The following is a 17934-nucleotide window of genomic DNA, read 5'->3' as shown; positions in this document are numbered from 1 at the left end:
GTCAACTGCGAGGGAACAGAGACCGCAGCCCGCGACGGGTGGGCTCGCGGGAGACCGGCTGATCGGGCAGGTCCGGCAGCTCCTCGTCGTGGAGCCACGCGGCGAACAGGTCCGTGAGGTCCTCGCCGCTCTCGCGCGCGGCATGCTCCTCGAACATCTCGGTGGTCACCGAGCCGCCGAGGTTCTGCGCCAGCCACGACCGGATCAGCGGGAAGAACGTCTCGTCGCCCACCCGGCGGCGCAGGGCGTGCAGGGCCAGGGCGCCGCGCTTGTACAGCCGGTCGTCGAACATCAGCTCCGGACCGGGATCGGCGACCAGCAGGTCCTCGGGCAGCTCCGCGAGCGCCGCGTGGTGGTGGCGAGCCTCCTCCTCGACGGTGGAGCGGCCGGTCTCCTCCGCCCACAGCCATTCGCTGTAGCAGGCGAATCCCTCGTGCAGCCAGATGTCCTGCCACCGCTCGAGGGTCACGGCGTTGCCGAACCACTGGTGGGACAGCTCATGGGCGATCAGCCGCTCCGCCTCCCAGTCCTCGGCCAGGTGGTTGCGGCCGAAGGTGGACAGCGCCTGCGACTCCAGCGGGATCTCCAGCTCGTCCTCGGTGATCACCGCGGTGTAGGAGGGGAAGGGGTAAGGGCCGTACAGGCGCGTGAACAGCTCGAGCATCTCGGGCTGCCGGGCGAAGCCGCGCGCGAGCTCCTTCGCGCCCACCCCGGCGGGCACCAGGGAGCGCACCGGCACCGACGCCCCACGGTGCGGCACCTCGGTGTACCGGCCGATCTGGACCGTGGCGAGATAGGTCGGCATCGGCACGTCCTGGCGGTAGCTCCAGGTGGTGGAGTTGCCCTTGCGGCGCTTCCCCTCCAGCTCGCCCGAGACGGCGACGTGATAGGCAGGGTTCGCGGCCAGGCTGATCTCGTAGACCGCCTTGTCGTCCGGGCGATCGTTGCAGGGGAACCAGGAGGGGGCGCCGTGAGGCTGGGCGGCGACGATCACCCCGTCCTCCAGCTCCTCCCAGCCGGTCGGCCCGTGCAGGCGCGAGCGGACCGGGCGCGGCTTGCCGCCGTAGCGCACCTCGATCGTGGCCTCCTGCCCCGCAGTGAACGAGGACTTCACGGTGAGGTCGCCGCCGTGGTGGCTGTGCTTGACCGGCTTCCCGTCGAGCTTCACGGAGGAGACCTGCAGACCGTAGAGGTCCAGGTGCAGCGCGCCGGTGTCCTCGTGCACCTGGCAGCTCAGGGTCGCGGTGCCGTCCAGACGGTTCGTCTCGACCTTGTAGGCGAGGTCGAGCGCGTACCGCTGCACGGAGTAGGAGGCGTCGCCGTGCCCCGGGAGATAGGGGTCGCTGCCCGGTCGGGTGGTGCTCATGCGCGCTCCTCCATGTGCTCGCGCTCGCGCGCGTCGTCCTCGTCGTCGTGCTCGTCGGCGGTGCCGCCCAGCGGGGCGTCGTCGTCGGCCCAGGGGCCGATCGGGTTGCCGGTCCAGCGGGTGCCCGGCGGCACGCGCTCGCCGCGCATCACCAGGGACACGGGGCCGACGGTCGCGTGGCGGTCGATCTCCGCGGCGGGCAGGATCACGCTGCCCGGACCCAGGGTCGCACCCTCGCCGAGGGTCACGGCATCCATGCTCAGCACGCGGTCCTGGAACAGGTGGGTCTGGACCACGCAGCCGCGGTTCACGGTCGCGCCGTCGCCGAGGGTGACCAGGTCCGTCTCCGGCAGCCAGTACGAGTCGCACCACACGCCCGCGCCGACCCTCGCGCCCAGCGCCCGCAGCCACAGGTTCAGCGCCACGGTGCCGGCGGTCGAGGTCGCGAACCACGGCGCGGCGAGCACCTCGGTGAAGGTGTCGGCCAGCTCGGAGCGCCACACGTAGGCGGTGAACAGGGCGTGCTCGCCGGGGCGGTGCCGACCGATGATCAGCCACTTCGCGATCACGGTGATCATCGCGGCGACGATGCCGCCCAGCAGCAGCACCACCCCGCCGAGCAGGACGGCGAGCAGGATCCAGGGCCCGCCGCGCACCAGCAGCGAATACATCGCGCCCCACACCGCCACCGGCAGCAGCAGCGCGATCAGCAGCGGCACCAGGCGCGCCGTCTCGACCAGGCCGCGCCGGACCAGCAGGTGCTTCGGCGGGTCGTAGGTGAGGGCGGCGTCGTGCTCCTCCTCGGCGCGGCGCAGCGTCCTCGGCGGGGAGCCGAGGTAGGAGGTGCCGGACTTCGCGGACTTGCGGCGCGGGGCGGCGGAGAGCACCGCGACCAGGGACTGCTTGGGCACCTTGCGGCCCGCGGCGAGCATGCCGGAGTTGCCGACGAAGGCGCGCTTGCCGACCTTCACCCGCTCCACGCGGATCCAGCCGCCGCCGAGCTCGTAGGGTCCCACCAGCGTGTCGTCGGCGAGGAAGGAGTGGTCGCCGACGGTGACGAGGCTCGGGATGAGCAGGGCGGTGGAGATCTCCGAGCCCCGGCCGACCTTCGCACCGAGCATCCGCATCCAGATCGGGGTGAGCCCGCCGGCGTACAGCGGGAACAGCCAGGTGCGGGCCTCGTCCAGCAGGCGCAGCGTCGCCCAGATCGACACGCCCGCCGCGGAGCGCATCGGATGGTGCCCGGGGGAGATGGCGAGGGCGAGCAGGCGGGTGAGCACCAGCACCGCGAGCGCCACGGCCGCGAAGCCGGCGAGCGCCGCGAGCGGCAGCCACGGCAGGGCCGCGAGCACCGCCTGCCCGAAGGTGTCCGCGCCCCGCAGGGCGGGGAGCAGCACCGCCCCGCCCACCAGCACGCCGAGGCCGGGCAGCACGGCGATCAGCAGCGACAGCGCCCCGTAGACGATCTCCCACTGCGGCCTGCGAGGCGGGGCCTCATCGGACCAGGGGCCGCGCGCAGCGGCGCGACGGGCGGCGGGGGAGCCGGACCAGAACTCGCCGGACGGCACCTTCCCGAGCACGGCAGAGCCGGGCGCGACCTCGGCGTCCTTCCCGATGCGGGCGCCGGGGCCGAGGGTGCTGCGGGCGCCGATGCGGGCCCGCTTGCCGATGCGGACGGGTCCGATGTGCAGCACGTCCCCGTCGATCCAGTAGCCGGCCAGGTCCACCTCGGGCTCGATGGAGGCGCCGTCCCCGATCTCGAGCATCCCGGTGACGGGCGGCAGGGCGTGCAGGTCCGCGCCCTTGCCGAGCCTCACGCCGAGCAGCCGCGCGTACCAGGGGAACCACACGGCGCCGGAGAGGGAGGTCGCCCCGAGCTCGTCCTGGACGTGCTCGGCGATCCACAGCGCGAGATGCACCCTCCCGCCGCGGGGATGGGTGCCGGGGGTGACGCCGCGCAGCAGCAGCCGGGCGAGGAGGGCGGCGAGGGCCATCCGCCCCGGGGGCAGGACGAGCACGATCGTCATCGGGACCACCAGCCACAGCGGGAACGCGATGATCCACGGCACGTCCGTGACCGCGGCGAGCACGGTGGAGGCGAGCATCAGCCAGGTGATGCCGCGCAGCGCGGCGAGGCCGCGCAGCGGCAGCAGCGCCAGCAGCTGGGCGAGCTGGGTGCGGCGGCGCAGCGGGGCGACCGTACGGTCGCTGCGCACGGCGGTGGAGCCCATCGCGTCCAGGTGCGCGGCGAGCGCCGCGACGGAGGACTGCTGGTACACGTCGCCGACGGTCAGCTCGGGGTGCTGCTCGCGCAGCCGGCTGACCACCTGCGCGGCGGTGAGGGAGCCGCCGCCGAGGTCGAAGAAGTCGTCCCCCACGGAGGTGACCTCGGCGCCGAGCACGTCGGCCCAGATCTCCGCGATCCAGGCGGCGGTGCCGGAGAGCTCGGCGCTGCGCTCGGAGGAGCCGGGCAGCGGCCAGGGCAGCGCGTCGCGGTCGATCTTGCCGGAGGTGCGGGTGGGGAGATCGTCGACCACGGCCAGGCGGGGCACGAGCGCGGCGGGCATCCGCCGGCGCAGCAGGCCGCGGGCGATCTCGGCGTCGTAGGAGTCCTCGACGGTCAGGTAGCCGACCAGGAGCTTGTTGCCCGAGCGGCTGGAGCGCACGGCGGTCGCGGCGCCGACCACGCCGGGCAGGCGCAGCAGCTGGTCGTCGATCTCGCCGAGCTCGATGCGGCGCCCGCCGAGCTTGATCTGGTCGTCGGCGCGGCCGGCGAAGAGCAGCCCGTCGGGGTCGTTGACCACGATGTCGCCGGAGCGATAGGCGCGCTCCCAGCCGAGCGTCGGCATGGGCGCGTACTTCTCGGCGTCCTTGGCGGGGTCGAGATAGCGGGCCAGGCCCACCCCGCCGATGATCAGCTCGCCGCTCTCGCCGGGGGCGACGGGGTTCCCCTCGCCGTCCACGACGGCGAGGTCCCAGCCGGCCAGGGGCAGGCCGATCCGCACCGGCGCCGTGCCGTCGAGCATCGCGCCACAGGCGACGACGGTCGCCTCGGTGGGGCCGTAGGTGTTCCACACCTCGCGGCCGGGGGCCTGGAGGCGGGCGGCGAGCTCGGGCGGGCAGGCCTCGCCGCCCATGATCAGCAGCCGCACCTCGCGCAGCGCCGAGTCGGGCCACAGGGAGACGAGGGTGGGAACGGTGGAGACGATCGAGATCCGGTTCGCCTCGAGCCAGGGGCCGACGTCCACGCCGGAGCGCACCAGCGAGCGCGGCGCCGGCACCAGGCAGGCGCCGTACGCCCAGGCCAGCCACATCTCCTCGCAGCTCGCGTCGAAGGCGACGGACAGCCCCGCCATCACCCGGTCGCCCGGCCCGATCGGCGCCTGCTGCAGGAACAGCTGCGACTCCGCCTCGACGAAGGCGGCGGCGCTGCGGTGGGAGACGGCGACGCCCTTGGGCCTGCCGGTGGAGCCGGAGGTGAAGATGACCCAGGCGTCGTCGCTGGGGGAGGGGTCCCGCGGCGCGGCGGACGCATCCGGTGCCGCCGACATCTCGCCCACGGTGGGGGTGATGACGAGGCCGTCGCCGATCACGGCGAGGGCGGCCGACTCCTCGAAGACGACGCGGGCGCGCTCGTCGGGGTCGTCGGCGTCGACCGGGACGTAGGCCGCCCCGGCCAGCAGGATCCCGAGGATGGCGACATAGAGGTCGGTGGTGCCGGAGCTGATCCGCACGCCGATCTTCGTGCCGGGCCCCGTGCCGATCGCGGCGAGCCGGCCGGCGACCACGGAGGCCGCCTCGGCGAGCGCGGTGTAGGAGAGGACCTCGGCGCCCGCGTGGACGGCGGGCGCCTCGCCGTGCGCCTCCACGACGTGGCGGAAGATCTCGACGAGCGTGCTGGGCGCGGGGGCGCGATCCCCGGCGAGGAGCGAGGGGAGCAGAGCGGGGTGGGAGGCGGTCACGTCCTGATCATCCCCTACAGCCCTGTCGGTCGCGGCGAGGCGGTAAGTGGGGCAGAGCGACCTCGGTGGCCCTGTGACCTGCGTCGACGAGGTCTCTCATGGACAACCTCCCAGTTCGTGTCCGGACCGGTCCCGGCGCCGACCCGGCCCTGCCCCTGCGTCGTTCCCGAGCTGTTCCCCTGCTGTTCCCGCCGTGATCCCGCGGTGTTCCCTCTCCGATCCCGCAACGCTCCCTCCGCTGAGGGGCGGACGCGCGCGGACCTGCGGTGGGGCCGAGTGGCAGGGACGATTCATCAGAGGCGGCCGGACCGGGAAGGCAGTACCGGATCACCGCTCCGACCGACGGGTCGGTCGCGAATGCCGGAACATGAACGCATAAAGCGTTACATTGAATGTGCACACCCTTCCCCGATCTCAAGGAGTTTCACCATGGGACTCATCGGTCTGATCATCTCCTGGCTCATCATCGGCGCGATCATCGGGCTCCTCGCCCGCGCCGTCATGCCCGGCAAGCAGGGCATGGGCCTGGGCATGACCATCGTCCTCGGCGTCATCGGCGCGATCGTCGGCGGCTTCATCGGCAGCCTCTTCGGCGGCGACGGCATCTCGGGAATCATGAACAACCCGTGGAGCATCGGCACGATCCTGCTCGCCGTGATCGGCGCGATCGTCGTGATGGTGATCTACGGGCTCGCGACCAAGAACCGCGTCTGACCCCTGGGAGCGCGGCCTGTCCGCGCCCTACCTCCGCCGCGCCGTCCCGGGACCCCGGGGCGGCGCGGCGCCGTTCGTGGAGGGGAACGCTGGAAATCCCCGCACCGATGGGCGAGGCTGAGGGCATGACCTCCACCGACCCACAGGCCACCGCATCCCCGCTGATCACCGCCGATCTCGCACGCGCCGGTCGCGCTCTCGCCCAGGTCTCCGCCGCCGTGCTCGCGGCGCGCACGGGACCGGAGGCCGCCCAGCAGTCGCCGTTCACAGCGGTACGTCGGCCGTGCGACGGCCGGTGACCTCAACGGTGCGCCGCCCCGCGGACCAGCGGGCCGTGTCCTCGCGCAGGTCCTCGAGGTCCGAAGGGTCCACGAGCACGGTGAGCAGCGCGGCGCGTGCCCCGTACTCGGTGGGCTCCACCGCCGCCCCGCGGGCGGCGGCCCAGATGCGCACCGCGTTCTCCGCGATCCCCACCTCGGCCGGCGGCACCTCGATCCGCGCCTCCAGCAGCTCCGTGCGCCGCAGCAGCGTCGCCGCGGCGACGGCCTGCTCGACGCCGGCGGTGTAGGCGCGCACCAGCCCGCCCGCCCCGAGCTTCACCCCGCCGAAATAGCGGATCACGATCGCGAAGACGTCCACGAGGTCCGCGTGCAGCAGCGACTGCAGCATCGGCATGCCCGCAGTCCCGGAGGGCTCCCCGTCGTCGTTGCTGCGATGGACCTCTGCCCGCTCGGCCGTCTCCTCGAGCACGAGGGCGGTGCAGTGGTGGCGGGCGCCGGGGTGCTCGGCGCGGGCGGCACGCAGCAGGGCGTCGGCCTGCTCGACCTCGCCGACCCGGTGCAGCCGGGTGAGGAAGCAGGACTTCTTCTCCACCAGCTCGGTCTCGACATCGGCGGCGAGGACGAGGGGAGAGGGCATGCAGGCGAGTCTAGGCGTGCCGGTCACGGCATGCGACTGTGCCTGCCGGTCGGTGCCTGCGCCGGATAGCCTGTCGGTGTCGTCGGGGGTCGGCATCCGCTCCTCGTGACCGTCCCACTGCGCGATCCCTCCAGGAGCACCCCGTGACACAGCCGCCCTCATCCTCCGGACCGCTCGCCCCGCCGCCCGGCGGAGGCTGGAACCAGCCCGGCCCGCAGCCCGGGAGCGGGTGGGACCAGGCGGGTGCGCAGCCCGGCGGAGGCATGCCCCCGGCCGGCGGCGGCGCGCCCCAGCCCGGCGGCTGGAACCAGCCCGCGGCCGCTCCGGCGAAGAAGCCGTCGAGGGCGCCCAAGGTCCTGATCATCCTCGGTGCCGTGATCATCGGGCTCAGCCTCGTGATCGGGATCGTGACGGCCGTGATCGGATTCGGCCAGGTCGCCGGCGGCGCCGAGAAGTACCAGATCCTCGAGAACGGCTCCGGCACCTACAACGCCGAGGCCGACGAGACGGTGCAGCTGTACGCCGAGGAGGGAACGCCCGCCCCGCAGTGCACGATCGACGGCCCCTCCGTCGGCGAGGGCACCATCCAGACCAGCGGCTTCGGCAACGAGGGACGGGAGTGGGTCTCCTTCGACTCCTTCACCGCGGAGGAGGCCGGCGACTACACGATCGACTGCGGCGGCACGCCCGTGATGGTCGGCCCGCCCGTCTCGATCGGCGGCATCTTCGCAGGCCTCGGCGGGATCCTCCTGGCCATCGGCGGCGGCGTGCTCGGCTTCCTGCTGCTGATGGTCGGCGTGATCATCCTGCTTGTGCGCCGCGGCCGCGACTGAGCCGGACCGGCGCGCCCGCACAGCACCGACGCGCACTATGCGGACGCCCGCCCAGCGGCCCACGGCCGCCGAGGCCGCGCCCCGGGATGCACGACGGGCCCGGCAGGAGCAATGCTCCTGCCGGGCCCGTCGGCCGTTCAGCCCAGGGGCTGCGCGGGCGGGACGCTCAGGCGTCCTCGGTGATCAGCGGGTACACGCCGTTCTCGTCATGGACCTCGCGCCCGGTCACGGGCGGGTTGAACACGCACACGCACTTGATCTCGGTGCGGGGGCGCACCTTGTGCTTGTCGTGGTCGTTGAGCAGGTACAGCGTGCCGGGGGCCAGCTCGTGGATCTCACCGGTGGCGAGGTCCTCGATGGTGCCCTCGCCCTGCGTGATGAAGACGGCCTCGATGTGGTTGGCGTACCAGAAGAAGCTCTCGGTGCCGGCGTAGAGGGTGGTCTCGTGGACGGAGAAGCCCACTCCCTCCTTCGCCAGGATGATGCGCTTGGAGCGCCAGTTCTCCGACTTGATGTCGGCGTCGGTGTCCTCGACCTCGGCGAGAGTGCGAACGAGCATGTTTCGTGGTCCTTCCGGTGGGGATCTTCTGGTCGTGGTCCGCGGGCGCGCAGGGCGACCCGCGGGCGTCGGCCCGACGCGCGAGGCGACGGGCCGACGGGGAGTGGGGCCGAGGCGGCCGCGCGCGGGGCCGTCGGACCCGGGGTCTCCGGGGACCCCGGGCCTCCGGGCCCCGACGCTTCGGGCTCGAGGTGCCTCGGGCGGTGGCGCCTCAGGCGGCGGCGAGGGCCTCGTCGACGGCGGCCTCGATGATGTCCAGCCCCTTCTCGAGCAGCTCCTCGGGGATGGTGAGCGCGGGCAGCAGCTTCACGACCTCGTCGGAGGGGCCGGAGGTCTCCACCAGCAGGCCCTCCTCGAAGGCGCGCGCGGCGATCGCGCCGGCGATCTCGCCGGAGGGCATCTGCAGGCCACGGGCGAGACCGCGGCCCTTGACCACGAGCTCGTGGTCGGCGTGGCGGGCCGCGATCCGGTTGAAGCGCGACTCGACGTAGGCGCCCTTGGCCTCGGTGGACCGCTGCAGCTCGTCATCGCTCCAGAACAGCTCGATGGCCTTGGTGGCGGTGGCGAAGGCGGGGCCGAAGCCGCGGAAGGTGCCGTTGTGCTCCCCGGGCTCCCAGATGTCCAGCTCGGGCTTGATCAGGGTAAGCGCGAGCGGGTGGCCGTAGCCGCTGATCGACTTCGACAGGGTGACCATGTCGGGCTCGATCCCGGCCTCCTCGAAGCTGAAGAACCCGCCGGTGCGGCCGCAGCCCATCTGGATGTCGTCGACGATCAGCAGGATCTCGTGCTCCTTGCACAGCTCCGCGAGGCCGCGCAGCCACTCGGCGCGGGCGGCGTTGATCCCGCCCTCGCCCTGCACCGTCTCGACGATCACGGCGGCGGGCTTGTTCAGCCCGGAGCCGCCGTCGGTGAGCAGGCGCTCGAGGTACATGAAGTCGGGGACGACCTGGCCGAAGTAGTCGTCGAAGGGCATCGGGGTGGAGTGCACCAGCGGGATGCCGGCGCCGCCGCGCTTCATCGAGTTGCCGGTGACGGACAGCGCGCCGAGGGTCATGCCGTGGAAGCCGTTGGTGAAGCTCACGACAGACTCGCGCCCGGTGACCTTGCGGGCCAGCTTCAGCGCGGCCTCGACCGCGTTGGTGCCGCCGGGGCCGGGGAAGGCGACCTTGTAGTCCAGGCCGCGGGGCTTCAGGATCTTCTCGTCGAAGGTCTGCAGGAACTCGCGGCGCACGTCGGTGAACATGTCCAGGCCGTGCACCACGCGATCCTCGAGGTAGTGGTCGATGACGACCTTCTTGAGCTCGGGGTGGTTGTGGCCGTAGTTCAGGGTCCCGGCGCCGGCGAAGAAGTCGATGTACTCCTTGCCGTCCTCGGCGGTCAGCACGGAGCCCTTGGCGTGGGTGAACACGGCGGGCCAGCCGCGGGAGTAGGAGCGGACGCCGGACTCGAGCTCGGTCGGGTCGGCGACAGGGGCGCCGGCCTGGTCGGCCGGCTGGGGCTTCGCGGTGGTCTCGGTCGAAGCGGTCGTGGTCATGCCATCTCCTCGGGTGGGGTGGTGCGGTGGTCTGCGGAGGGCAGGAGGGCGCGCGGAGGCGCCCCTGCCCGGCGGTGGGGCACGGGTGGGGAGCTCAGCTCCCGGCGTGCAGGGGGCTGATCGTGTGGAGCAGCTCCGCGCCGTGGCCGGCGTCCGGGAAGTGCTCCTCGGTGATCAGCTCGGTGATCTCCTCGCTCGCGCCGTGACGGCGGGCGAAGGAGGCGAAGAGCCGCTGCGAGGCGGTGTTGTCCTCCGTGATGGTGGTCTCGAGCTGCCTGACCTGCGGGAGGTCCTCGAGCAGGGCGTCGAGCATCCGGCCGGCGACCTGCTTGCCGCGCTGGGAGGCGTCCACCGCGATCTGCCAGACGAAGAGCGTCTCGGGCGTGGTGGGGCGGAGGTACCCGAGCACGAAGCCCACGCCCTCCCCGTCCCGCACGGCGAGGCGGGAGGTGGCCGCGAAGTCGCGGGCCAGCAGGAGGTAGGCGTAGGAGGTGTTCAGGTCGAGCGTGCCGCTGTCGCGGGCCAGGCGCCACATGGCGGCGCCGTCGGCCAGGGAAGGAGGCCGGATCTGAAGGCCGGGGCTGTCTCCCGCGGCCTGATCGGTGGGTGAAGGGTTATCTGCGCTGTGCGTCGTCAACGGGCCCATATCGACGTCCACGCTAGCCCGGTGACGCGACGATCGGGACCCCTCGGTCGGGCCGTGGAGGGGGTTCCTCGGTGTGTCGTGACGCAATCGTGACGATCTGGCGTCCGCTCCGCGGATTGTCCGACAACCCCGTTCGATGTGTAGCGACCTGCGGTGTTGTCCTGCAGGTCGGCGCGCGGATCCGGGGTTCGCGAGGCTGGACGTGGCGTGCATCACGTGTCCGTGCACTGGGACACGGCGCACGCGCGCGGGGATCTAGGAGGACTCCGGCGCCCGGCCCGGCGGGTGGAGAGCCCGAGGAGCGCCTGCCCCTCCCGCTACCGTCGAGCCCATGAACCCCCTCGAATCCCTCAACGAGTTCCTCGGCAATGCCGAGGGCTGGCTGTGGACCTGGGCAGGGATGCCCGTGGTCATCCTCCTCGGCCTCTACTTCACCGTCCGCACCGGCGTGGTGCAGCTGCGGATGATCCCCGCGATGCTCTCCGCGATCGCGCAGAAGCCCGTGCAGGAGGAGGTCGAGGGCCCCGACACCGACGCGAAGCGCTCGAAGTCTCTCAGCGCCTTCCAGGCCTTCTCCGTCTCCGCCGCGGCCCGCGTGGGAACCGGCAACATCTCCGGCGTGGCCGGCGCGATCTTCCTCGGCGGCCCCGGCGCGGTGCTGTGGATGTGGGTGATGTGCGTGCTCACCGGCGCGGCGAGCTTCATCGAGTCGACCCTCGCCCAGCTGTGGAAGACCCGCGCGGACGACACCTACAAGGGCGGCCCCGCCTTCTACATCCACCGCGGCCTCGGCTCGCGCGGCTTCGGCGCCTTCTTCGCAGTGCTGTTCATCTTCTGCTTCGCCTTCGCCTTCACCTCGCTGCAGGCCAACACCATCGTGGACGCGGTCACCGGCGCCGTCGCCCTCTACGCCGACCCCGAGGGTCTGTCCTGGCTCGCGCCGGCGCTCGGGATCCTGCTCGCGGCGCTCACCGCCGGGATCATCTTCGGCGGCATGCGCCGCGTGGCGACCGTCGCCCAGAACATGGTCCCGATCATGGCCGGGCTCTATCTGCTGATCGGCATCGTCATCGTCGGCCTGCACCTGGGCGAGGTGCCCCGCGTGATCACCCAGATCGTCTCCGAGGCGGTGTCCCCGCAGGCCGCGATCGGCGGCGGCATCGGCGCCGTGATCGTCAACGGCGTCCAGCGCGGCATGCTCTCGAACGAGGCCGGCATGGGGTCGGTCCCCAACGTCGCCGCGACCGCCTCGGTCAGCCACCCGGTCAAGCAGGGCCTCGTCCAGACGCTCGGCGTCTACTTCGACACCCTGCTGATCTGCTCGATCACCGCGTTCATCGTGCTGGTCTCCTTCCCCGACGTCTCCACCGGCGGTGAGGGACTGATGATGGTCCAGCAGTCGCTGTCCTCGACTCTCGGGCCGTGGGCCGCGGTCCTGCTGGCGGCGATCATGTTCCTGCTCGCCTTCACCTCGGTGCTGGGCAACTTCTCCTACGGCGAGGCGAACATGCACTTCCTGACCTCGAAGCGGGGCTGGCACATCGCCTTCGGCATCGCCGTCGTGGCGCTGGTGCTGATGGGCTCCGTGATCGCGGTCGACCTCGCCTGGACCATCGCGGGCGTCTCGATGGTGTTCATCGCGCTGATCAACCTGGTGGTGATCGCGCTGCTGGCCCCCACGGCGGTGAAGCTGCTGAAGCACTACAACGCCCAGCGCGCCCAGGGACTGGACCCGATCTTCCTCGCCTCCGACCTGCCCGAGATCAAGAACGTCGAGGTCTGGGTCGACGAGGACGTGTGCGACTACCAGGACGCCCGCGAGGAGGCGGCCGCCGCCCGCTGACGGTCGGGATCGCGTCGGGCCGACGGGCTCGTCGTCCCCTGTCCGAAGGGCGTCGACCCCGCCTCGGAGGTTCGCTGTGGTGGCTGAACGGGATGTACACCTGGTTCCTCGCCGCGCTGTTCTGCCACTACGTGATCGGGCTGGTCACGAGGCGGATCCATCCCGGCTGGATCGCGCTCTCCTCGGTGGTGGTGTGGGCGGCGCTGCCGCTGCTCGGGACCGCGCACGGCTTGGTCGGGCCGCGCCCGGACAAGTGCGTGTTCTATGCGGTGTTCTTCGTCGCCGGCGCCGCGTTGCGACCGGTGCTCACCCGCCGGCCGGTGCCCTGGGCGGTGACGGTCTCCGCGCGTGCCGTCGCGGCGGCCTGGGCGCTGCACGCCGCCCGGATCGATGCCGAGCCGGAGGTGCCCGTGCTCACCCAGGTCGTGGTGCTGCCCGCCGTGGTGGGAGCAGTGGGCTGGTTCCAGGGTCTCCCGCGCCTGCGCGCGCTGCGCCCCGTGGAGTGGCTGGGCCGCAACTCGATCGTGCCCTAGCTCGCGCACCTGCCGGCGATCGAGCTGCTCGGCCGGGACAGCGACCTGCCCGCCGGTCCGGGGACGTTCGCGCTGTACTACGCGGTGACCACATCGCCGTCTGCGTGCTCGCGGTGCTGCTGCGGCCCGTGACGGGGTTCCTCTCTGCCTTCCCGGCGCGGAAGGCCGCGGCGGCGCCCGCTGCGGAAGCTGACGACGCGGTCTCGCAGGCCGGCCGTCGAGCCCGTCGTCGATCGCGCCGTCGACGCGATGCCTGCGGCAGGCGCCGCCACGTGGGCGAGGCCGCCCCTGCCTGCACGCGCCGGTAGGATGGGCTGGCCCGCTCGGCGGGCACGGGCCTGTAGCTCAGTTGGCAGAGCATCGGACTTTTAATCCGCGGGTCGAGGGTTCGATCCCCTCCGGGCCCACCCTGGTCGAAGCCTGTCGTCGGCGACATGGTCGCGTCCTGTGGGGAGTCGACGGGAACTTGGTCGCACACCCGGCCCGTATGGCGGGGAGTGCCTGCCGGCTGCGGCCGCGGGACGAGGAGGGTGTACACGGTGCGAGAACCATGTCGGCGACCCATTGGTGTCGAAGCGCGGTCTCGCCTGCGCGAGTGCCCAGACGGAGGCGCTGGTAGGCGCCGCTCTATTGACGGGTCCGGCATCCGGGGCAAGGAGCCGAGAGCCGCGTTCTCAGAGGTGGGCGGCAGCGGCCGGGCCGATGGGACCAGGGTCGATGACGACCAGGGAGGCGAGTTCGATGCGGTGGCGAGGTCGGGCCGTGTCGTTGCGGGCGCGATCAGTTCGCGGTGGCGATGAGGTCGTTCAGGAGCGCACGGACGCGGGCGTCGATGTCGTCCCGCACCAGGCGCATGCGCTCCATCCCTTCGATGCCCCGCTGGGAGGGCTCATCGGTGTGCCAGGTGGTGACCGGCGCGGTCATTCTCTCGACGGGTTCGATGACGGCTTCGCCGCCGATGACGATCACGTGGTCGACGCTGCGCAGCAGCTCGGAGGTGACCGGCTGCGGGACGGCGGAGCACATGTCCGCGCCGACCTCGGCGATCGCCTCCGCGGACTGTGCATTGATGGCGGTGCCGGGGCGAGTGCCGGCGGAGTGCACCTCGACGGCATCTCCGGCGTGATGGCGCATGAGGGCGGCTGCCATCTGGGACTTGCCGCCGTTCTTCACGCACACGAACAGGACTGCGGGGCGTTTCGCGGTCATGGTGACTCGATCTCTCTGCTGGTTCATCGGGTGGGAACGGTCGCGTCGCCGGGGAAGAGCCGGCGGCCCATCGCGAGGGCGACATAGACGAGGGCGACGAGAACCGGGACCTCGATCAGGGGGCCGACGACACCGGCGAGGGCCTGGCCGGAGGTGACGCCGAAGGTGCCGATGGCGACGGCGATGGCGAGCTCGAAGTTGTTGCCCGAGGCGGTGAACGCGACGGTCGTGGACTTGGCGTAATTCAGGCCGATCGCCCGTCCGAGCAGGAAGGACCCCAGGAACATGACCACGAAGTAGACCAGCAGCGGCAGAGCGATGCGGGCCACGTCTCCCGGGGCGGAGAGGATCGCGTCGCCCTGGAGAGCGAACAGCAGCACGATGGTGAACAGCAGCCCGTACAGCGCCATGGGACCGATCTTCGGGAGGAACCGCTCCTCGTACCAGGTGCGACCCTTCGCCTTCTCTCCGAGGACGCGGGTCAGGAACCCGGCGACCAGGGGGATCCCGAGGAAGATCAGCACGCTGAGGACGATCGCGCCGATCGAGAACTCGGCCGACGTGGTCGGCAGCCCCAGCCACGACGGCAGCGCCTGGAGGTAGAACCAGCCCAGGGCTCCGAAGGCGATCACCTGGAAGACGGAGTTGATCGCGACCAGTACGGCGGCAGCTTCGCGGTCACCGCAGGCGAGGTCGTTCCAGATGAGCACCATCGCGATGCAGCGCGCGAGGCCCACGATGATCAGGCCGGTCCGGTACTCCGGCAGGTCGGCAAGGAAGATCCACGCGAGGCCGAACATGAGGGCCGGTCCGACGATCCAGTTCAGCACCAGCGAGGTCACCAGCAGGCGTCGGTCCGCGCCGATGCGCCGGGTCTCGTCGTAGCGGACCTTCGCCAGGACCGGGTACATCATCACCAGCAGCCCGATCGCGATGGGCAGGGACACAGACCCGATCTTCACCGCCTCCAGCGCGGTGTTCAGGCCGGGGACGAACCGCCCCAGCAGGAGTCCCACGGCCATGGCGGCCAGGATCCATACCGGGAGCCAGCGATCGAGGAAGGACATCTCCTTCATCACGCGCGGCTGCTCCACATCCTTGGTGGTCGTACTCATCGGGCTTCGACACCTTCCATCGACGGATATCGATGAGTACGCTATGTTCCACATCGATGACTGTCAATGTAAGGTGAGGGCATGACCACGACGACCGACGCCACAGCCACCGGATTCGCGGCGAGGACCGACTCTGGCGAGTGCTGCACGCTGTCCGCAGGTCCGGTCGACACCGCAGACGCCGAACGGATCGCCTCCCTGCTGAAGGCGCTGTCCGACCCTACGCGGCTCCGGCTCCTCTCCCACGTCGCCGCCCAGGGTTGCGAGTCGGTCTGCGCATGCGATCTCACCGAGCCGCTGGGCATCAGTCAGCCCACCGTCAGCCACCACATGAAGAAGCTCGTCGACGCCGGCCTGCTCACGCGCGCGCAGAAGGGCCGCTGGGCCCACTACTCCGTCGTCCCCTCGGCCTTTGCTGAACTCCGCGCGTTCCTCGACATCGCCTGAACCTCACCCCCGGTCGGGACGCTCCCATGACCGCTCACCCCAGCGTCTTGTTCGTCTGTGTCCACAACGCCGGTCGATCCCAGATGGCAGCCGGGTGGCTGAGAGAGCTCGCCGGCGACCGCATCGAGGTCCGCTCCGCCGGATCTGCGCCCGCCAGCTCGATCAACCCCGCAGCGGTGAAGGCCATGGCGGAGGTCGGCATCGACATCTCCCACCAGAAGCCGAAGACCCTCACCCCCGAACCCGTCCAGGCCTCCGACGTGGTCATCACCAGGGGATGCGGCGACGCCTGCCCCTACTACCCCGGCAAGCGGTACGAGGACTGGAAACTCGAGGACCCAGCCGGCAAGGGCGTCGCGGAAGTCCGCTCGGTGCGCGACGAGATCCGTACCGGCATCGAGGAGCTCATCGGCAGCTTGCTGTCCCGCGAGCCACTCGACATTCCAGTCCAAGGTTGAGGAAAGCCGAGAGCACGTGTGACTAGGGCTTCTGGAGACACCATCCCCCAGGAACAGATGCCGACTCGTCTCGAACACCTCTTGACAGCAACGCGATGGTGACCGTCGCGCTTCGGGTAGCAGTACGAGCCCACTGACCTGCTTGTACACGCTCTGCGGCCGATGCTCTGACGGACTCTTAATCCGCGGGTCGAGGGTTCGATCCCCTCCGGGCCGACTGCAGGTCAGGCCGCGACATCGACGTGGTGTGCGAACGCCGTCAGACCCGGCGGAGCCCCGCCTTCGCGCGAGCCTCCCGTCGCCGGCGCCTCAGCTCCCGCGCCCAGCCCGGGTACCACGCCTCCGGCAGCGGGATCGCCGAGATCTGCGTGACCAGCAGTGCGAGGAAGAACGGGATCGAGAGCAGCGCCGCCGGGAGGCGGAGCGTCCCGTCGGCGACGGGGAGAGCCGCCAGGGCGAAGCACAGGCAGAGGCCCGCGAGGGCGGGCCAGCCCAGCACCGTCATGCGCTCCTGGGACGTGCGAGGGAACATCCCGTCCCCCATCCATCGACGGGCCATCGCGCTGCGACCCAGCCTGCGCCGGATGACGTACACGCTGATCACCAGGGCGAGCAGCACCGCGGCGACGGCGAGCAGCAGGAAGGGCATCACCGCACAAGTCTCGCAGGCCGGTTCGAGCCGTCGCGACGCCCCACCCGCAGGGAGCCTGCGGTGATGTCGAGAAGGCCCGATTCCTCCAGCTTCCCGGCGCCTTCCGGCGGCGCCTCCTCCACCAGGATCGCTCGACGGGCCCCTGGCTGGACGCCGCCCCCGAGCAGGCCGCCCGCGTCCTGGAGCGCTGGGACCTCACGGCCGACGGGGACCTCTGGTGCGGAGGCACCAGCATTGTGCTCCCCGTGCGCACGGCCGACGGAGCACCGGCCGCGCTGAAGCTCGTCTCCCCGCTCGCGGACCCCGCACTCGAGATCTCCGCGCTCACGGCGCTCGCCGGCCACGGCGTCGTCGACCTGCTGCGCGAGGACCGCGAGGAGCGGGCGCTGCTGCTCGAGCGAGTGCCCGGCCCGTCCCTGATGGAGCACCCCGCACCGCTCGCCGCCGCCCGGATCGCGGGCGAGGTCGGGGCCCGGATCGCCGAGGTGCCCGCCCCGCCGGACGCCCCTCGCCTCGCGGCGACCTCCCGTGCCTGGGCCGAGGCGTTCCAGGCCCAGCACGCCCGCGCGGTCGCCGACGGCCTGCCGATCCCGGCCGGGGCGGGGGAGCGGGCCGCCGAGATCATGGACGACCTCGCCGACGACGCCTCCCGTACCCTCACCCACGGCGATCTCAGCTTCGAGAACGTGATGTGCCGCCGCGACGGCAGCTGGGTCGCCATCGACCCGGCGCTGCTCAGCGGGCCGGTCGAGAACGAGGCCCACACCGTCGTGCGCAGCGTGCTCGGGGCCGTGCTCGACGCGCCCCGTCCACGGGAGGCGATCCGCGGCGTAGTCGAGGCGTTCTGCGAGGCGGCGGGCGCGGATGCGGACCGGGCCGAGGAGATCTCCTTCGCCCGCGCCGTCGCCTCCTGGTTCTGGGAGGCCCAGCACAACGGCCGCACCGACGATATCGAGCGCCTGCGACGCCTGATCGAGCTCACCCTCAAGTAGCGCGCGGGGGGCCGCGCGCGACGCGGGCGCGCGCGGCCATAGACCCGTCGGCCGCTGACGTCGATGGGCACTTCTCCCCATGCGCGACAGGTTGTGATCCGCGTCGCGTCGTGCCTAGGTTCGACGTGCTGGCGCAGGGGAACGATCCGGCTC

The 17934-nt window shown here is 71.7% G+C and carries 17 protein-coding genes and 2 tRNA genes; 10 read left to right on the top strand and 9 right to left on the bottom strand.

The window, feature by feature from the left end:
• Window position 1: 1 nt before the first annotated feature.
• Together L3K22_RS08005 and L3K22_RS08000 are read right to left on the bottom strand one after the other, a co-directional pair.
• On the bottom strand, window positions 2–1366 hold the full coding sequence (locus L3K22_RS08005) for a M1 family metallopeptidase (protein ID WP_263310904.1): 1365 nt from the start codon (window positions 1364–1366) through the stop codon (window positions 2–4).
• Window positions 1363–5328: a Pls/PosA family non-ribosomal peptide synthetase gene (locus L3K22_RS08000; RefSeq protein ID WP_263310903.1), complete on the bottom strand. Its 3966-nt coding sequence runs from the start codon at window positions 5326–5328 to the stop codon at window positions 1363–1365. The genes L3K22_RS08005 and L3K22_RS08000 overlap by 4 nt, the downstream gene beginning before the upstream one ends.
• A gap of 429 nt (window positions 5329–5757) precedes the next feature.
• Between L3K22_RS08000 and L3K22_RS07995 the strand changes: the two genes are divergently transcribed.
• A complete protein-coding gene (locus tag L3K22_RS07995; RefSeq protein WP_263310902.1) occupies window positions 5758–6042 on the top strand; it encodes a GlsB/YeaQ/YmgE family stress response membrane protein in 285 nt (94 codons plus the stop codon).
• A 125-nt stretch (window positions 6043–6167) separates the two neighbouring features.
• On the top strand, window positions 6168–6341 hold the full coding sequence (locus tag L3K22_RS07990) for a hypothetical protein (RefSeq protein ID WP_263310901.1): 174 nt from the start codon (window positions 6168–6170) through the stop codon (window positions 6339–6341).
• On the opposite strand, the gene L3K22_RS07985 is transcribed toward L3K22_RS07990, so the two are convergent.
• Window positions 6307–6960: an IMPACT family protein gene (locus L3K22_RS07985; RefSeq protein WP_263310900.1), complete on the bottom strand. Its 654-nt coding sequence runs from the start codon at window positions 6958–6960 to the stop codon at window positions 6307–6309. The genes L3K22_RS07990 and L3K22_RS07985 overlap by 35 nt on opposite strands.
• Window positions 6961–7223: 263 nt before the next feature.
• Between L3K22_RS07985 and L3K22_RS07980 the strand changes: the two genes are divergently transcribed.
• A complete protein-coding gene (locus L3K22_RS07980) occupies window positions 7224–7793 on the top strand; it encodes a hypothetical protein (protein ID WP_263310899.1) in 570 nt (189 codons plus the stop codon).
• 166 nt (window positions 7794–7959) lie between these two features.
• On the opposite strand, the gene L3K22_RS07975 is transcribed toward L3K22_RS07980, so the two are convergent.
• From L3K22_RS07975 to ectA, 3 genes are all read right to left on the bottom strand, one after another.
• On the bottom strand, window positions 7960–8352 hold the full coding sequence (locus L3K22_RS07975) for an ectoine synthase (protein ID WP_062947514.1): 393 nt from the start codon (window positions 8350–8352) through the stop codon (window positions 7960–7962).
• 211 nt (window positions 8353–8563) lie between these two features.
• Window positions 8564–9886: a diaminobutyrate--2-oxoglutarate transaminase gene (ectB, locus tag L3K22_RS07970; RefSeq protein ID WP_263310898.1), complete on the bottom strand. Its 1323-nt coding sequence runs from the start codon at window positions 9884–9886 to the stop codon at window positions 8564–8566.
• A gap of 94 nt (window positions 9887–9980) precedes the next feature.
• Window positions 9981–10421: a diaminobutyrate acetyltransferase gene (gene ectA / locus L3K22_RS07965; RefSeq protein ID WP_373318013.1), complete on the bottom strand. Its 441-nt coding sequence runs from the start codon at window positions 10419–10421 to the stop codon at window positions 9981–9983.
• Between the two features lie 442 nt (window positions 10422–10863).
• Here ectA and L3K22_RS07960 point away from each other — a divergent pair, with 442 nt between their 5' ends.
• From L3K22_RS07960 to L3K22_RS07950, 3 genes are all read left to right on the top strand, one after another.
• Window positions 10864–12375, top strand: a complete 1512-nt coding sequence (locus tag L3K22_RS07960; protein ID WP_263310896.1) for an alanine/glycine:cation symporter family protein — start codon at window positions 10864–10866, stop codon at window positions 12373–12375.
• A 92-nt stretch (window positions 12376–12467) separates the two neighbouring features.
• Entirely contained in the window at window positions 12468–12908 is a 441-nt protein-coding gene (locus tag L3K22_RS07955) for a hypothetical protein (RefSeq protein ID WP_263310895.1), read from the top strand.
• A gap of 334 nt (window positions 12909–13242) precedes the next feature.
• Window positions 13243–13315 (top strand) — tRNA-Lys (locus L3K22_RS07950).
• 373 nt (window positions 13316–13688) lie between these two features.
• Here the strand turns inward: L3K22_RS07950 and L3K22_RS07945 are convergent.
• Window positions 13689–14117, bottom strand: coding sequence for an arsenate-mycothiol transferase ArsC (locus L3K22_RS07945; protein WP_263310894.1), 429 nt, complete (start codon window positions 14115–14117; stop codon window positions 13689–13691).
• A gap of 23 nt (window positions 14118–14140) precedes the next feature.
• Window positions 14141–15232: an ACR3 family arsenite efflux transporter gene (arsB, locus tag L3K22_RS07940; RefSeq protein WP_010550431.1), complete on the bottom strand. Its 1092-nt coding sequence runs from the start codon at window positions 15230–15232 to the stop codon at window positions 14141–14143.
• A gap of 81 nt (window positions 15233–15313) precedes the next feature.
• Here arsB and L3K22_RS07935 point away from each other — a divergent pair, with 81 nt between their 5' ends.
• The 3 genes from L3K22_RS07935 (at window position 15314) to L3K22_RS07925 (ending at window position 16354) form a co-directional block, all read left to right on the top strand.
• The gene (locus L3K22_RS07935; RefSeq protein ID WP_263310893.1) at window positions 15314–15679 is read left to right on the top strand and encodes an ArsR/SmtB family transcription factor; all 366 of its coding nucleotides are present in this window, start codon (window positions 15314–15316) and stop codon (window positions 15677–15679) included.
• Window positions 15680–15705: 26 nt separating this feature from the next.
• On the top strand, window positions 15706–16137 hold the full coding sequence (locus tag L3K22_RS07930) for an arsenate reductase ArsC (protein WP_263310892.1): 432 nt from the start codon (window positions 15706–15708) through the stop codon (window positions 16135–16137).
• A 138-nt stretch (window positions 16138–16275) separates the two neighbouring features.
• Window positions 16276–16354, top strand: a tRNA-Ser gene (locus tag L3K22_RS07925).
• A gap of 42 nt (window positions 16355–16396) precedes the next feature.
• Here the strand turns inward: L3K22_RS07925 and L3K22_RS07920 are convergent.
• Window positions 16397–16789 (bottom strand): hypothetical protein, encoded by a 393-nt coding sequence (locus L3K22_RS07920; protein WP_263310891.1) that lies wholly within the window; start codon window positions 16787–16789, stop codon window positions 16397–16399.
• A gap of 146 nt (window positions 16790–16935) precedes the next feature.
• On the opposite strand from L3K22_RS07920, the gene L3K22_RS07915 reads away from it, so the two are divergent.
• A complete protein-coding gene (locus L3K22_RS07915; protein ID WP_308445917.1) occupies window positions 16936–17781 on the top strand; it encodes an aminoglycoside phosphotransferase family protein in 846 nt (281 codons plus the stop codon).
• The last annotated feature ends 153 nt before the right edge of the window (window positions 17782–17934 follow it).

Source organism: Brachybacterium atlanticum, from assembly GCF_025669985.1.
In the GTDB taxonomy this organism is placed as follows: Bacteria; Actinomycetota; Actinomycetes; order Actinomycetales; family Dermabacteraceae; genus Brachybacterium; species Brachybacterium conglomeratum.
This window is presented reverse-complemented; position numbering and strand designations above follow the sequence as displayed.

Coding starts and splice junctions, on each gene's coding strand:
- L3K22_RS08005 (WP_263310904.1), bottom strand. CDS start 1,366: ATGAGCACCACCCGACCGGGCAGCGACCCCTATCTCCCGGGGCACGGC.
- L3K22_RS07995 (WP_263310902.1), top strand. CDS start 5,758: ATGGGACTCATCGGTCTGATCATCTCCTGGCTCATCATCGGCGCGATC.
- L3K22_RS07990 (WP_263310901.1), top strand. CDS start 6,168: ATGACCTCCACCGACCCACAGGCCACCGCATCCCCGCTGATCACCGCC.
- L3K22_RS07985 (WP_263310900.1), bottom strand. CDS start 6,960: ATGCCCTCTCCCCTCGTCCTCGCCGCCGATGTCGAGACCGAGCTGGTG.
- L3K22_RS07980 (WP_263310899.1), top strand. CDS start 7,224: ATGCCCCCGGCCGGCGGCGGCGCGCCCCAGCCCGGCGGCTGGAACCAG.
- L3K22_RS07975 (WP_062947514.1), bottom strand. CDS start 8,352: ATGCTCGTTCGCACTCTCGCCGAGGTCGAGGACACCGACGCCGACATC.
- ectB (WP_263310898.1), bottom strand. CDS start 9,886: ATGACCACGACCGCTTCGACCGAGACCACCGCGAAGCCCCAGCCGGCC.
- ectA (WP_373318013.1), bottom strand. CDS start 10,421: ATGTGGCGCCTGGCCCGCGACAGCGGCACGCTCGACCTGAACACCTCC.
- L3K22_RS07960 (WP_263310896.1), top strand. CDS start 10,864: ATGAACCCCCTCGAATCCCTCAACGAGTTCCTCGGCAATGCCGAGGGC.
- L3K22_RS07955 (WP_263310895.1), top strand. CDS start 12,468: ATGTACACCTGGTTCCTCGCCGCGCTGTTCTGCCACTACGTGATCGGG.
- L3K22_RS07945 (WP_263310894.1), bottom strand. CDS start 14,117: ATGACCGCGAAACGCCCCGCAGTCCTGTTCGTGTGCGTGAAGAACGGC.
- arsB (WP_010550431.1), bottom strand. CDS start 15,232: ATGAGTACGACCACCAAGGATGTGGAGCAGCCGCGCGTGATGAAGGAG.
- L3K22_RS07935 (WP_263310893.1), top strand. CDS start 15,314: ATGACCACGACGACCGACGCCACAGCCACCGGATTCGCGGCGAGGACC.
- L3K22_RS07930 (WP_263310892.1), top strand. CDS start 15,706: ATGACCGCTCACCCCAGCGTCTTGTTCGTCTGTGTCCACAACGCCGGT.